The organism is Haloarcula sp. H-GB5 (assembly GCF_054850705.1).
Genome location: NZ_JBTWBG010000001.1, coordinates 562,505 through 575,673 on the forward strand (window position 1 = coordinate 562,505; position 13,169 = coordinate 575,673).

Below are 13,169 nucleotides of genomic sequence, written 5' to 3' on the forward strand. Positions count from 1 at the left end.
TTGCGCGGACGACAGGGACGGCAGTACCCGACTCGCTACGGCGACAAATATCCCGCCTCGATGTGGCCTGTTCGTCCGGCATACAATTGTTTAGGCTACCCTAAAACACAAAAAGCCACCGGTTTCTAGGCGGGCCAAAAAGATGGTGTCGATTACTCCTCGACGATGACGGTGCCAGCCATCCCTGCAGCCTCGTGCGGAATGCAGACGTAGGCGTGCTCGCCGGCCGTTTCGAACGTGTGAACGTAACTCTGGCCGGACTGAACGGCCCCCTTGCCGTTCTCCCAGCCCTCGCGTGCAGCCGACTCGCTTTCGAACCCACCGGAGGCCCAGTACGCCGCGTCCTCCGGGAGGTCTTCTTCAACAGCGGTGACCGAGTGCGCTTCGCCACCGACGTGTTTCCAGGCGACCGTGTCACCAACACTGACCGTGAGTTCCTCGGGCGCGAACGCCACTGCTTCCATGTCGACGACGTGGTCGGCGTCCTCGGGAACGCCCTTGACGACGTTCGGGCCGCCGGACAGCGACGACTCGGTGTCTTCGGACTCCTCGCTGCCGTGGCCTCCGGATCCGCTCGGGGCGCTGTCGACAGCACCGACAACGGCGAACTGCGCGGTTCGCGTGGCATCCGCAAGCACTGTCGGATTGCCGTCGCCGTTCGTGAGTCCCTTCGAGTAGTCGCTCAGCGCAGCCTCGAAGCTCTCGTAGGCGTCGTGGTCCGCCTCCTCCAGCATCTCGTGGACCCGAGCCTCCTCGAAGGTCGCGAAGACGTCCTGTACGATGGCTGCCGCGGCCTCCCCGTTGCCGCCGGCGCTCCCGGCGATGGCGTACGCCGCCGCGATGGCCTCGTCGTTGAACGCCGTCGCCGCAGCGGTGACATCCCCGCCGTCCTCGGCCGCGGAGCGAACGTCCGTAAGCGTCGATTCGAAGCTTTCGTACGTTTCCTCGTCGGCCTCTTCCAGCGCTTCGTGGAAGCCCGCCGCGCCGCTCTCGAAGTGGGCGAAGGTGTCCTGAATGACGGTCGCCGCGCGGTCGGTTTCTGACAGCGCCGCGAGTCCGGCCGCGTCGAAGGCCCGGCCGATCATATAGTCCGCCTCCGCCCCGCTGGCGACGGCCGTCGACAGGGCCGACTCGAAGTCGAGCAGGGCCTGCTGGACTCCGTCGTGGTGTGTCGCCACGGCCTCGCTGTCGTCGTTCTCGTAAGCCGACTGTAGCGAGGTGAGGTGCTCTTCCTCGAAGCGGTGGTAAAGGTCCTCGCTCTCGTGTTCCATCGTCTCGTGGAAGCCGAGTTCGTTCTCCTCGAAGCGGGCGAATACGTCCGAGACGATAGTCGCCGCGCTGTCGGCGTCACCGAGGCGATACAGTTCGCGGGCGTCCGCGATACGGGCGCGGAAGAACGCTGACTCCAGCGCCGCGCGGGCGTCCTCGCCGCCGACCAGCGCTTCGATACCGGTGACGAGGTTCGTATCGACCGTTTCGGTGGCGCTGTCGATACCATCCGCGTTCCCGTTCCCGATAGCACTGGAGAGGTCATCCAGCCCGCCCTCGAATGCCTCGTAGGCTTCGCCGTCGGCCTCCTCCAGCGCGTCGTGTGCGTTCGCCCCCTCGAAGTGAGCGAAGACGTTCTCGACGGCGGTCGACGCTGCATCGGTCGCATCGTTGGCGGCGAGCCAGTCTGCGTCGGCGACGCGAGCACGGTAGCTGTTCAGCGTGACCGTGTGCGCGTACGCCTGCCCGGGACCGCCGGCGGAGGCGAGCGCGGCCGCATCCCAGCCACGGGCCTGCATCGTCGCGAGGTGGCCCGCGCCAGCGACCGACGCTTCCTGAACCAGTGCGTACGCGCCCGAAACGGTCGCATCGAGCGCGGCACGGGCCTGTTCAGTGACGCCGCTTGCCGCTTCGTTGCCCGCGGCGGAACCGATGCCGGCCAGTGCGTTCTCGAAGGCTTCGTAGGACTCCGCGTCCGCCTCCTCAATCTGGCTGTAGACCAGCGCGTCTTCGAACGCGGTCATCGTCTCCTCCGCGATAGTGGCGGCTCCCTCGTAAGCGCCCAGCGTCCCAGCCATGGCAGCATTGCTCGCTCGACTACCCAGCAAGAGCAGGTCCAGCACTCTGGTGGCCTGCTGTCCGGCAGCGGCCTGCTGGGCCGTCTGGAGGTGGCCCGACGCCTCGTCTACGGCCGAGGCGGCCCCGGACACGTCGCCCTCTGACAGCGACGACTGGACCGCCCCGAGGGCATCCTCGAACCCCTCGTATGCTGACTCGGATGTAGATTCAAGCTGTTCGTGGGCCCCGTACTCACCGGACGCGCCTTCGAACCGGGCGAAAACGCTCTGGGCGACACTCGCCCCTGCACCGGGTGCGCCGGCCCGGCCCAGCGCGACAGCGTCGTACAGCCGCGCCCGGTAGACATTCCACTCACTCGCGACAGCAGTCATCGGTCCGACCGAGACGCTGCTTTCGCCGCTATCGTCGGTTTCCGCGGTCGTTGCCTGTTCTGTCGGTGCTTCGGTATCAGCTGACGCCGTGTTCGAGTCGGACGACCCCACCCCTGGACACCCGGCGAGCAGTCCCGTCGCAGCGATCCCCACCGTCTTCAGCAAGTCACGTCTCTGTGGCATACAGACGATTAGGTTCGCCTAAAAGACTTAAGCCCACCGATCTTTTGGTGTCCCTAAACCGCCAGACAGTGACTGGTTATTACAGCGACAGGTCCACAGCGTCCCCGGTACTGACGCCGAACGCTTCGTCGCCGCGGCCGCGGTTGACGGCGAGTTCGACGTTCCCGTGGCTGCCGACGGTGACGAGTCGCTGACCTCGGTCGACGGCGGCGTAGGCTCGGCGGACTGGGGCCTCGACCCCGTCGACTGCGACCGTCGCGCCGAACTGATTCGCGAGGAACTCGCCGGGAACGTTCGTCACAGCGTTCCCGAAGTCATCGACGACGAGGACCTCGCCGGTCGCTCCGTCACCCTCGACCGCGGCCGCCGGGAACTGGAGGTCGACGTAGTCGTCGGTGGGGGTGGTTTCGGGCCGGGTTTGGAGGTTGTCGACGCCGGTGTCGTGGACGGCCGCCGCGGCGGGCGCGAACACGTCCCGCCCGTGGAAGGTCGTACTCGCCGGGTCGTCGTAGGCCCAGGTGAACACCTCGAACGCGTCCGGGGCGTCGTTCTCGTTTGCAGCCAGTTCACGGGCGACCGGCAGGAGGACGCCATTGTCCGGGCCCACGAGCGCATGGTCGCCCGTGCGGACGACGATAGCGTCCCTATCGGTTCCGACGCCCGGGTCGACGACGACACAGTGAACTGCCGGCGGGAAGTACGGGAGCGTCTGCGTGAGCCAGAAGGCCGCTGCTCGCACGTCCTGCCGTGGAAAATCGTGGGCGATATCCTCGATACGCGCATCGGTCGCCTGACAGATGACGCCTTTCATCGCGGCCGGGTAGGGAGACCCGAAGTCTGAACTCAGCGTAATCATCAGTCGTCGAGGTCGTCGAGCGATTCGGGGACTGATTCGCCCGTGGCGGCGTACCGTTCGAGCGAGTCGCTGTCGGAGACGTGCTGGAGCCGCTTGATGCCGTGAATCTCTTCGATGACTTCCACGACTGACGACGGGACCCGGTCACGCCAGGACTCGTCGTCGATCATCCGCTGGCGGATCTCGCTGCCCTCCAGCCGGTCGCGGTCGAACATCGGCGACTGACGGACCTCGATGCCGGCCTCCTCGAACAGGCGGACCACCAGCGGATTGTTCGAGTACGCCACGTCGAAGTCCGGACACATGCTTTCGACGTGGCTCACCCAGACAGCGTTGCGATTGATGTCTTCCAGGGGCACGACGTAGGTCGTCAGGTCGTACTCCGCGACGGCCTTCGTGATCATCATGATCCGCTCACCGGCGGTAAAGGGGTCGTGTGTGGTGTGTGAATCGTCGGCGCTTCCGATACCCAGAACGAGCTCGTCGACTTCCTCCGAAATCCGCTCGACCATCGAGTGATGGCCGTTGTGGTAGGGCTGGAAGCGACCGATGTAGAACCCACGCATATTCCCCAGTGGGTGTGGTGGTTTGATAAACCCGACGACGCGGTACTACGGAAATACAGCCCCACCCAATTCGGGCGCTGTACTGCGGTTTTAGGGGTGTTGCAACAACCGACACGGGGAGAAAGTATATCAGTCGACAGGCCTTCCGTGAGTATGTTAGCAACGTTTGTATGAGCGACAACACCGACACCGACGCGACTCCCGACCCTGACCGGGAGGCATCCGACGCTGGGGAGGAAGAGGCGTCGACCAACGGGGCCAAACAGAACCCCGACGAGCCTGCCTCTGACCCCTCAGCCGACGAGCCATCCGACCCCTCAGAGGACCGATGGGGCGAGGGAGAAACGTCCGAAACGACACTCGGAAGCGATGTCCAAGTTGACGGCGAGTCCGAACTGGACGGAGACGAGGAAAATCTCCTCGGCGGTCTCGAAATCGATTCGACCGCCGACATCGAAGTGCCAGACCGACTCGTCGACCAGGTTATCGGGCAGGACCACGCCCGTGACGTGATCAAGAAGGCGGCCAAGCAGCGCCGCCACGTGATGATGATCGGCTCCCCCGGGACGGGGAAGTCGATGCTGGCGAAGGCGATGTCCCAGTTGCTCCCACGGGAGGAACTGCAGGACGTTCTTGTCTACCACAATCCCGACGACGGCAATGAGCCGAAAGTTCGCACCGTCCCCGGCGGCAAAGGGGAACAGATCGTCGAGGCCCACAAGGAGGAGGCCCGCAAGCGCAACCAGATGCGAACCTTCCTCATGTGGATCATCATCGCCATCGTCATCGGCTACGCCCTGATCCTCGTCCAGCAAGTCCTGCTGGGGATTCTCGCGGCCGGTGTCATCTATCTCGCGTTCCGCTACGGCTCGCGTGGCAGCGACGCGATGATCCCGAACCTGCTGGTCAACAACGCCAACCAGAAGACCGCGCCGTTCGAGGACGCCACGGGTGCCCACGCCGGCGCGCTGCTGGGTGACGTTCGCCACGACCCCTTCCAGTCCGGTGGGATGGAGACGCCGAGCCACGACCGCGTCGAACCCGGCGCGATCCACCAGGCCAACAAGGGCGTGCTGTTCGTCGACGAGATCAACACGCTCGATATCCGCAGCCAGCAGAAGCTGATGACGGCCATTCAGGAGGGCGAGTTCTCCATTACGGGCCAGTCCGAGCGCTCCTCGGGCGCGATGGTCCAGACCGAGCCCGTCCCCTGTGACTTCATCATGATCGCCGCGGGGAACCTCGACGCGATGGAGAACATGCACCCCGCACTGCGGTCCCGTATCAAGGGGTACGGGTACGAGGTGTACATGGACGACACCATCGAGGACGACCCCGAGATGCGACGGAAGTACGCCCGGTTCATCGCCCAGGAGGTCGAAAACGACGGTCGGCTCCCGCACTTCACCGAGGAGGCTGTCCAGGAACTCATCCTGGAAGCCCGGCGTCGCGCCGGCCGCAAAGGCCACCTCAGCCTGAAGTTCCGTGACCTTGGCGGACTGGTCCGCGTCGCCGGCGACATTGCCCGCGCCGAGGACCGTGACCGCACCGAGCGAGCGGACGTGCTGCAGGCCAAACGGCGCTCCCGATCCATCGAGCAACAGCTCGCGGACAACTACATCGAGCGCCGCAAGGACTACGAGCTCACCGTCAATCAAGGCGACGTAGTCGGCCGTGTCAACGGGCTCGCCGTCATGGGCGAGGACAGCGGTATCGTCCTCCCCGTGATGGCCGAGGTCAGCCCGTCACAGGGTCCTGGCCAGGTTATCGCCACTGGACAGCTCAAGGAGATGGCCGAGGAAGCCGTTCAGAACGTCTCGGCGATCATCAAGAAGTTCTCTGACGAGGACATCTCCGAGAAAGACGTTCACATCCAGTTCGTCCAGGCCGGTGAAGGCGGCGTCGACGGCGACTCCGCCTCTATCACCGTCGCCACCGCGGTTATCTCCGCGATAGAAAACGTCCCGATCAAGCAGAACCTCGCCATGACCGGCTCGCTGTCGGTCCGGGGTGACGTGCTCCCGGTCGGCGGCGTCACGCACAAGATCGAGGCGGCCGCCAAGTCCGGCCTCGATACGGTCATCATTCCTGAAGCGAACACGCAGGACGTGATGATCGAGGACGAGTACGAGGACATGATCGAGATCATTCCGGTCTCGCACATCTCAGAGGTCCTCGAGGTCGCCCTCGCCGGCGAAGCCGAGAAGGACTCGCTGGTCGACCGCCTCAAGTCCATCACGGGCAAGGCACTCGACCACGAGGTCGGCCGACAGAGCGGCAGTCCAAGTCCCCAATAAATGCCCGAGTGGGCCGCGTTCGTCGGCCTGACGGGGTTTCTTTTAACCGCACTTCTCGGTCTCGCACGGCTCTCGCAGGGAGCCGTACGGCCCGACGGCGGCGTTTCCTCCACAGCTGACGGCGTCTCGATGCCCGACGGCGACCCGACCATCCCGCGTTTCGAGACCCGGCGGGCAGCGGCCCAGCGGCGGCAAATGGAGGATACGCTCGCGCCGAGTGACCTCTCAACAGGGGCCTTACTTGCCAACGTCGCGTTCACGCAGGGGCTGTTCGGCGTCCTGCTGGTCGCCGGTGCGTTCTACTTCGAAATCCCGGCAAGCGCGTTCGGCATCGCCATGGACTCCCTCTCGACGGGACTCCCAGCGCTAGCTATCGGTATCGGCGCAGGGGTCGGGTTCTGGCTGGGCAACGAACTCGCCGCCGCGCTGGCCGATGGCTTCGGCGTCGCCTTCGACGAGTCGCTACGAGAACTGCTCGCTCCGAACTCGGCCGGCGGTTGGGTCATCCTGCTGGGCGGCGTCCTCCCGGTTATCGCTGTCGTCGAGGAACTGCTCTTCCGGGCAGCGGCTATCGGCGTCCCCGTAGCAGGCCTCAACGCGCCAGCGTGGGCGATGGCCATCGTTGCCTCTGTCGCCTTCGCGCTGGGCCACGGCGCACAGGGCCGGGTGGGCATCGTCGTCACCGGAACGCTGGGGCTGGCGCTCGCGGGCCTATTCATCGCGACAAACAGCTTACTTGCCGTCGTCGTGGCCCACTACCTCGTCAACGCCCTCGAACTGATTGTCCACGAGGGACTGGGCGTCGACCGGCTCTGGGTTTAGAGATCCTCGATAGCGCGGAGCTTCTGCTCGACGGGCGGCGGCGCTGCGCTCGGCCCATCCCGAACCCGATGATCCGGAATCAACAGCGGCACGGGGTTCGCGGCCAGTGCCTCCCGGACCTGTGCGAGGTCGTCCTCGTCGTCATCGTCCAGGTCCGGCGTCATGCGCGCGACCTGTGCGACGGAGGCGTCCTCGCCGTACGGAATTTCTCGGACCGCTTCCAGTACTGTGCGCTGGTCGGTCGGGACGGTGAGGCCGACGGTGACGTCGGTGAAGTCGTCCTCGACCCCCTGAAGGTACTCGTCGATGCGGTCGAGCAGCGCGTGGTCCTCCCCGGCGTCGGCCTCTGGCTGAGACGGAAACGACAGCGAGATAATCCGGTCACCGGCCTCTCCAAGCTGGACGTACCGGTCGAGATACGACGACTCGCGGGCGTAGATTCCTGCGTCCCCGGTCGGTGCTTCCATACTAGCGTCGTCGGCCGGTCGCCCCTTCAACATTCGGCATCGGCGTTCGTCAGTCCTGAAACGAGAGTACGCTGGGGTAGTCGGAGATGAGCCCGTCGACGCCAGCCCGGACCAGTTCTCGGGCCTGATACCACGTACTGACCGTCCAGACGTTCAGGTCTCGGTCTTCGTCGTCGGCGACGTCGACGAGATCGATGTCGTTCAGATCGGACTCGGTGTACTCGCCGTCGTTGAAGAAGGACGTTCCCTGAACCATGTTGCGGGGGACGTGCATCGCGTCGCAGTCGTAGCGGCGGGTGACCTCCAGCCCCTCCTCGATGCTGTCCCAGAAGAGGAAGGCAACGGGGACTGAGTCGTCGTACTCGCGGACAGTCGCGAGCGCAGCCTCGTAGAACGACGAGACGAGAATGTCGTTGTCGTACTCGCTAACGAGGTCGAGCGTGCGCTCGGTGTAGGGTCGCCACAACTCTCGCTGCGTCGACAGCGCCCGGTCCGACAGCGACTCGGCGAACGCGAGGTCGTCGCTCCCGGGGTTCTTGAACTCCAGATTGACAGCGACGCTCGGTGGAATCGCGTCCATGACGGTCTCAAGCGTCGGGACCGTTTCTTCGGTCCCCAAGACAGTCGCGCCTGTCACAGTATCCGTGTCGGTCTCGAAAACGAGTCCCTCAGTGTCTGTCAGCCCGCGCTCGCCGCCGTCGCGTTCGGCCAGTCCGTTGTCGTGGAAGGTGACGAGCGTGCCATCGGCGGTCGGCACGACATCGACCTCGACCATGTCGGCGCGCCGGTGGGCCGTCTGGGCTCCCGGCCCGCCGAACGAAGCGGCCTCGACCGCCAGTTCCGTGTTTTCCGGGTAGACGCCGGCGAACCCGCGGTGGGCGATGAGCGTCGTGTCGTCGGTCATTCCATCGCCCCCGGTGTCAGTGCCGTCATCGGTGTCGGTCTCACCGGCATCCGATTCCTGTACCGTCGTGCTCCCTGCAATCCCGGAACTCGCCAGCGTCGCCGCCGTCCCTTCGACGAACGTCCGCCGACCGATGTACTGTGACATACTAGGTACGGCTGCCGAGCGGTCGTGAAAGACCGTTTATATGAGGAGTATATGCCTCTCAGTAGAAATGTGTTCCAACGGTCAGGCGTGTAGCCGTATGCGGCCGAGTCCACAGGCTTACGAACTGTGCCGCTCGCGGGCCGCGGCCACGACCAGTGGGAGTGTAATCGTCGCGTCAGCATACACCGAGACATTCCGGGCGTCCTTTTCAAGTTTCCCCCACGAGCGGGCCTCGTCAAGCGTCGCGCCGGAGAGACCGCCGGTGTTCGAGGGGTCCATCGTCAACTGGACGGCGTAGTCGTAGGCATCGGGAGAGACCAGCATCGTCTGGAGGACGTAGTTCTTCGGGACGCCGCCGCCGACGACCATCGCGCCGGCACTGTCGGCCTCGTAGGCGATGTCCGTAATCTGTGTCATGTCCGCTAGCGCGTCGACCGTGAACTCGCTGGTCTGTGAGTACATCCACGCCTGCAGGCCCAGCACCGAATCCTGGAACGCCGGGCAGTACACCGGCACGTCGTTCTCGTAGGCCGCCGCCAGCACGCCGGCGTCCTCGGGCACGTCCTCGCGCTCGTTGACTTCGCTGTTGGCCCGGCCCAGTTCCTCCGTCATGCGCTGGATCGAAACCGCTCCTTCGTCTTCCAGCGTCGAGAACACCTCGTCCCGGAGGTGGTTCTCGAACAGGGCGAAATGCTCCTGTGGCAGGTAGACGTTGTAGATGCGGTCGACGCCCTCATCCCGGAGCGTCTCGTCGTGTTCGCGCTCGGTTTGCCCTTCGGGCGTCACCTCGCCGTGGTGGTGCTTGCCGCCGATGGCCTCGATGCTGTCGTGGGTGCAGTTCGCGCCCGTGGTGACGAGCACGTCGATGTGGCCGTCGCGGATGAGTTCGCTGACGATAGCCCGCATCCCGGTCGGGACCATCGCGCCGGCGAGTCCGAAAAAGGTCGTCACATCGTCGTCGAGCATCTCGCTGTAGATGTCGACGGCCTCGTGAATGTCGCTCGCGCCGATGCCGGCCTCACCGTAGCTATCAGCCAGTTCACCGACCGTCATTCCGGCCCGGGCCTCCGCGTGCCCGATAGGGTCGTGATGGAACGTCTCTCGCTCGTCGGTGTGGTCGCTCATTGCTGTGCAGTCGAGCGCGGGCGGGTTTCAACGTCGTGGTTCGTCACGGTGGATACGGGCTATACATTGGTTGATAATCACATACCGCCGCTGAAACGGAGGGCTTAGACACCCCTGCGTTGGATGGGACGCTATGGATACCGCTTCGTTTCGGCGCGGCGTTCGCGATGTTGCGCCGCTTCTACTGGGGATTATCCCGTTTGGCCTCGTTGCCGGCATCGCGACGGTTAACGCCGGGCTGGGGCTGCCAGCCGCAGTCGGATTGTCTGTGGTCGTCTTCGCCGGCGCATCACAGCTCGCGGCGCTGGAACTGCTGGGACAGAACGCACCGCTGACGGTCGTCGTTGCGACGGCAGTCGTCATCAACCTCCGATTGCTGATGTACTCGGCATCGATTGCGCCGTACTTCCGTGAGTTCACCAGCCGGTGGAAAGCCGTCCTCGCCTACGTGTTGACCGATCAGGCGTACGCGCTGTCGGTCGCCAGTTACCGGTCCGACAGCGAGACGGAACGGAAGTGGTACTACCTCGGCGTCGCCGTGACGCTCTGGGTGGTGTGGCAGGTCACGACTGTCGTGGGAGCACTGCTCGGCACCGGCATCCCCGACGCCTGGGGCCTCGAATTCGCTATCCCGCTCGTCTTCCTCGCGATTTTGGTTCCGGCAATCGAAGACGCGGCGACCGCCGTCGCTGCCGTCGTCGGCGGTGCCATCGCCGTGGTCGGCGCTGGCTTCCCGCTCAATCTCGGACTGCTCGTCGCGGCCGGCGTTGGTATCACTGCCGGCGTGCTCACCGAGTCCGCCACGGGAGGGACCGATGGCGACTAACTACGGCCCGGTCGAGATTGCTGGCGTCATCGCCGTCATCGGCGTGCTGACGTACGCCTGTCGGCTCTCCTTCATCGCGCTGTTCGGTCGGCTCGACGAGATTCCGCCGGTCGTCGAGCGGGTGTTGCGGTTCGTCCCCGCCGCCGTCCTCGCTGCGCTTGTCCTCCCGTCGTTCGTGACCCTCGATGCCGGTAGTTTCGCCGCGGACAAGTTCGTTGCCGGCGCGCTCGCAGCAGGTGTCGCCTGGCGGACCGAGGACGTGTTCGCGACAATGGTGACCGGCATGGGCGTCCTCTGGGCCATCAGGTTCCTGCTGTAGTCAGCCCAGCTCCAGCGAGGCCCCACAGCAGTCAGACCGGTACTGCTCGTGTTGCTCGACGAGCTTGCAGTCCTGATAGCGGCGGGCGACGAGGTCACCACACGCCGTGCAGGTGAGGACGTGCTTCGGGTCGGTGAAGGCCGGACAGTGGATATCAGTATCGAGCTGCGCGGCCCGCTTTCGGAAGGACCGGCCATGGTCGGTCGTCCCGTCGCGCTGGTACTGCTCGACGTGGATGAGTTCGTGGCGCAGCGTCGCTTCCCAGGCGTCCCTGTCGAAGGCCGAAAACGCGTCCCAGGTCAGCGACACGGTACACGGGAGCGGACGGCCGTCGCTTCCGCCGACACTGTCCCAGTCGTATCGCTCGCCGACGGCGGCGTCGTCCAGCTTCGGCCGCTTGACAGCAGCGGCCCGTCGCTTGGCTCGATGGGACACCTCCCAGTCGACGAGGTCGAACCGAACCGAGACGCCCTGCTCGCGGCGGACTCGCCGGCAGTACTCCCGCGACCAGGCGATGAGGTCCGTATCTGACCTAATACCCTCGAACGAAACGCCCTCGGCCATCGCCTCAGAGGCCGGTCGGGCAGTCGATGTAGGTCGTCTCCAGTTCCCAGTCCTCGGCGACGGTCTGGAGCGACTGGACGCCGAACGTCTCCGTCGCGTAGTGGCCAGCGAGAATGACGTGGATTCCCTGCTCGCGTGCCTCGTGGAAGACCTTCTGTTTCCCCTCGCCGGTGATGAGTACGTCGGCGTCCGTTTCGACTGCCTCCTGAAGCCAGTCGACACCGCTACCGGTGACGACGGCGACATCCTCGACGGTTGACGGCCCGAAGTCCAGTACCTGAACCGGCTGTCCGCCAGTGTCTATATTGCCTTCGAGCGAACCTGCGAGTTCGGAGACCGTCTGTGGCTCCGAGAGCGTTCCACGCTGGCCGATGTACTCGCCACCCATCGATCCGAACGGCGCACGGTTGTCGAGCCCCAGCAGGTCCGCGACGCCGGCAGCGTTGCCGAGCGACTGATGTCCGTCGAGCGGGAGGTGGGCGACGTACAGCGCGAGGTCGTTGTCGATTAGCGGCGCGACGCGGCGGTAGTTGGTGCCGGTCACGCGCTCCATCCCGCCCCAGACGATGCCGTGATGGGTCACGAGCAGGTCTGCGCCCGCCTCGTCGGCGCGGTCGATAGTCTCGACGGCCGCATCAACCGCGAAGGCGACGTGCTCGACCGGTTGGCTCGCCGGCCCGACCTGGAGGCCGTTCGGACTGGCATCGATGTCGGCGTAAGCCTCGATATCGAGTCTCTCGTCAAGACGTGCCGCAATGTCTCCGGCGTTCATAGCGCGGGCTTCGAGACGGCCGGTGGTATGCTTTTCTCTACCGGCGTCTGGCTACCCGTTCGATTCGACCAACTGGCCGTTTTCCTGGCCGATGAGGTCCCGGTCCACCGCGGCGTCGATGATGGCGTCGAACTGCTCACCGTCGATGTCGTAGGCGTTGACCGCGACTTCACGGATCTCCGCACGGTCGACTGGCATCTCGCGGTTCTGGAGCAAGCGCATCACTTTGTTGTACTCCAGTTTCGTCAGCGAGGGGCTGTCGTCGCTGCCATAGTTGTCGTCGCTGTCCGAACCACGTTCGGTGTCTCCGCTCTCAGTTCTGGCCGCCGAGCCACTCGACGCAGTCGGTTCCGCCATTTGCCTGTCCGTGGTGTCCGCCGCCGCGTTCGTCGAATCGGACTCCGCAGCCGTGTCCTCATTTTCCGGTGATTGCGACGACTGTTCCTGTCCCGCCGCGCTCGCGCTATCGTCACCCAGCAGCGAGACATCATCGGCCGTTTCAACCACGCTGTCGGTGGTTGTCGGCTCGTCGGTCAGCGGGTCGTCAGTCGTCGGTGTCTCGGATTCGTCCAGCAGTCCCGGCGACTCCGTTGTCCCAGCATCGCCAGCCGTTTCCGCTGTCTCGCGGGCGTCCACCTTCGCCGCCTCGACGGCCGGTTCGACGATGGTTGCGAGCTTCTCCCGGCAGGTCGAGCAGAGGACGACGGTCCCCTGTTTCTCGGCTTCCGGGTCCAGCGATTTCGGGATAATCGGATATTCAGAGAGTGAGACATCGAGCGCGCCGCCACAGAAGTAACACGACGATAGCTGGTCCATGCTCGAAAAAGAAATGGTCTGTTCACTAAAAGACTACTTGCTGTGTCGGATGCCGAGCAAGTGGCGA

The 13,169-nt window shown here is 64.9% G+C and carries 13 protein-coding genes; 4 read left to right on the forward strand and 9 right to left on the reverse strand.

Annotated features, from left to right (window positions below):
- Nucleotides 1–152: 152 nt before the first annotated feature.
- The 3 genes from ACYJ11_RS02990 to ACYJ11_RS03000 all read right to left on the reverse strand — a co-directional run bounded on the left by ACYJ11_RS02990 (nt 153) and on the right by ACYJ11_RS03000 (nt 4,043).
- Nucleotides 153–2,621: a DUF5059 domain-containing protein gene (locus ACYJ11_RS02990; RefSeq protein ID WP_461646665.1), complete on the reverse strand. Its 2,469-nt coding sequence runs from the start codon at nt 2,619–2,621 to the stop codon at nt 153–155.
- A gap of 79 nt (nt 2,622–2,700) precedes the next feature.
- Entirely contained in the window at nt 2,701–3,477 is a 777-nt protein-coding gene (locus ACYJ11_RS02995; protein WP_461646666.1) for an SAM hydrolase/SAM-dependent halogenase family protein, read from the reverse strand.
- Nucleotides 3,477–4,043 carry a nicotinamide-nucleotide adenylyltransferase gene (locus tag ACYJ11_RS03000; protein ID WP_005537695.1) on the reverse strand — a complete coding sequence of 189 codons (567 nt, stop codon included), beginning with the start codon at nt 4,041–4,043 and terminating at the stop codon, nt 3,477–3,479. The genes ACYJ11_RS02995 and ACYJ11_RS03000 overlap by 1 nt, the downstream gene beginning before the upstream one ends.
- Nucleotides 4,044–4,213: 170 nt before the next feature.
- Here ACYJ11_RS03000 and lonB point away from each other — a divergent pair, with 170 nt between their 5' ends.
- Together lonB and ACYJ11_RS03010 are read left to right on the forward strand one after the other, a co-directional pair.
- Entirely contained in the window at nt 4,214–6,340 is a 2,127-nt protein-coding gene (lonB, locus tag ACYJ11_RS03005; protein WP_005537692.1) for an ATP-dependent protease LonB, read from the forward strand.
- Complete coding sequence (locus ACYJ11_RS03010) at nt 6,341–7,162, forward strand: lysostaphin resistance A-like protein (RefSeq protein ID WP_461646667.1); 822 nt, start codon at nt 6,341–6,343, stop codon at nt 7,160–7,162.
- Here the strand turns inward: ACYJ11_RS03010 and ACYJ11_RS03015 are convergent.
- From ACYJ11_RS03015 to ACYJ11_RS03025, 3 genes are all read right to left on the reverse strand, one after another.
- Entirely contained in the window at nt 7,159–7,662 is a 504-nt protein-coding gene (locus ACYJ11_RS03015) for an MGMT family protein (RefSeq protein WP_461646668.1), read from the reverse strand. The two genes, ACYJ11_RS03010 and ACYJ11_RS03015, sit on opposite strands and share 4 nt — an antisense overlap.
- A gap of 16 nt (nt 7,663–7,678) precedes the next feature.
- Nucleotides 7,679–8,680: a glycerophosphodiester phosphodiesterase gene (locus ACYJ11_RS03020; protein WP_461646669.1), complete on the reverse strand. Its 1,002-nt coding sequence runs from the start codon at nt 8,678–8,680 to the stop codon at nt 7,679–7,681.
- 117 nt (nt 8,681–8,797) lie between these two features.
- Nucleotides 8,798–9,805, reverse strand: a complete 1,008-nt coding sequence (locus tag ACYJ11_RS03025) for a deoxyhypusine synthase (RefSeq protein ID WP_461646670.1) — start codon at nt 9,803–9,805, stop codon at nt 8,798–8,800.
- Nucleotides 9,806–9,938: 133 nt separating this feature from the next.
- Here ACYJ11_RS03025 and ACYJ11_RS03030 point away from each other — a divergent pair, with 133 nt between their 5' ends.
- Together ACYJ11_RS03030 and ACYJ11_RS03035 are read left to right on the forward strand one after the other, a co-directional pair.
- Nucleotides 9,939–10,631: an AzlC family ABC transporter permease gene (locus ACYJ11_RS03030; protein WP_461646671.1), complete on the forward strand. Its 693-nt coding sequence runs from the start codon at nt 9,939–9,941 to the stop codon at nt 10,629–10,631.
- Nucleotides 10,621–10,950 carry an AzlD domain-containing protein gene (locus tag ACYJ11_RS03035; RefSeq protein ID WP_170097155.1) on the forward strand — a complete coding sequence of 110 codons (330 nt, stop codon included), beginning with the start codon at nt 10,621–10,623 and terminating at the stop codon, nt 10,948–10,950. The genes ACYJ11_RS03030 and ACYJ11_RS03035 overlap by 11 nt, the downstream gene beginning before the upstream one ends.
- Here ACYJ11_RS03035 and ACYJ11_RS03040 read toward each other — a convergent pair whose 3' ends face one another.
- Genes ACYJ11_RS03040 through ACYJ11_RS03050 form a run of 3 tightly spaced genes read right to left on the reverse strand, consistent with a single transcriptional unit; the run spans nt 10,951 to nt 13,102 of the window.
- The gene (locus tag ACYJ11_RS03040; RefSeq protein ID WP_461646672.1) at nt 10,951–11,514 is read right to left on the reverse strand and encodes a SprT-like domain-containing protein; all 564 of its coding nucleotides are present in this window, start codon (nt 11,512–11,514) and stop codon (nt 10,951–10,953) included. It abuts the gene before it with no gap.
- 4 nt (nt 11,515–11,518) lie between these two features.
- The gene (locus ACYJ11_RS03045) at nt 11,519–12,286 is read right to left on the reverse strand and encodes a Nif3-like dinuclear metal center hexameric protein (RefSeq protein WP_461646673.1); all 768 of its coding nucleotides are present in this window, start codon (nt 12,284–12,286) and stop codon (nt 11,519–11,521) included.
- 51 nt (nt 12,287–12,337) lie between these two features.
- Nucleotides 12,338–13,102: a hypothetical protein gene (locus ACYJ11_RS03050; protein ID WP_461646674.1), complete on the reverse strand. Its 765-nt coding sequence runs from the start codon at nt 13,100–13,102 to the stop codon at nt 12,338–12,340.
- Between the last annotated feature and the right edge of the window lie 67 nt (nt 13,103–13,169).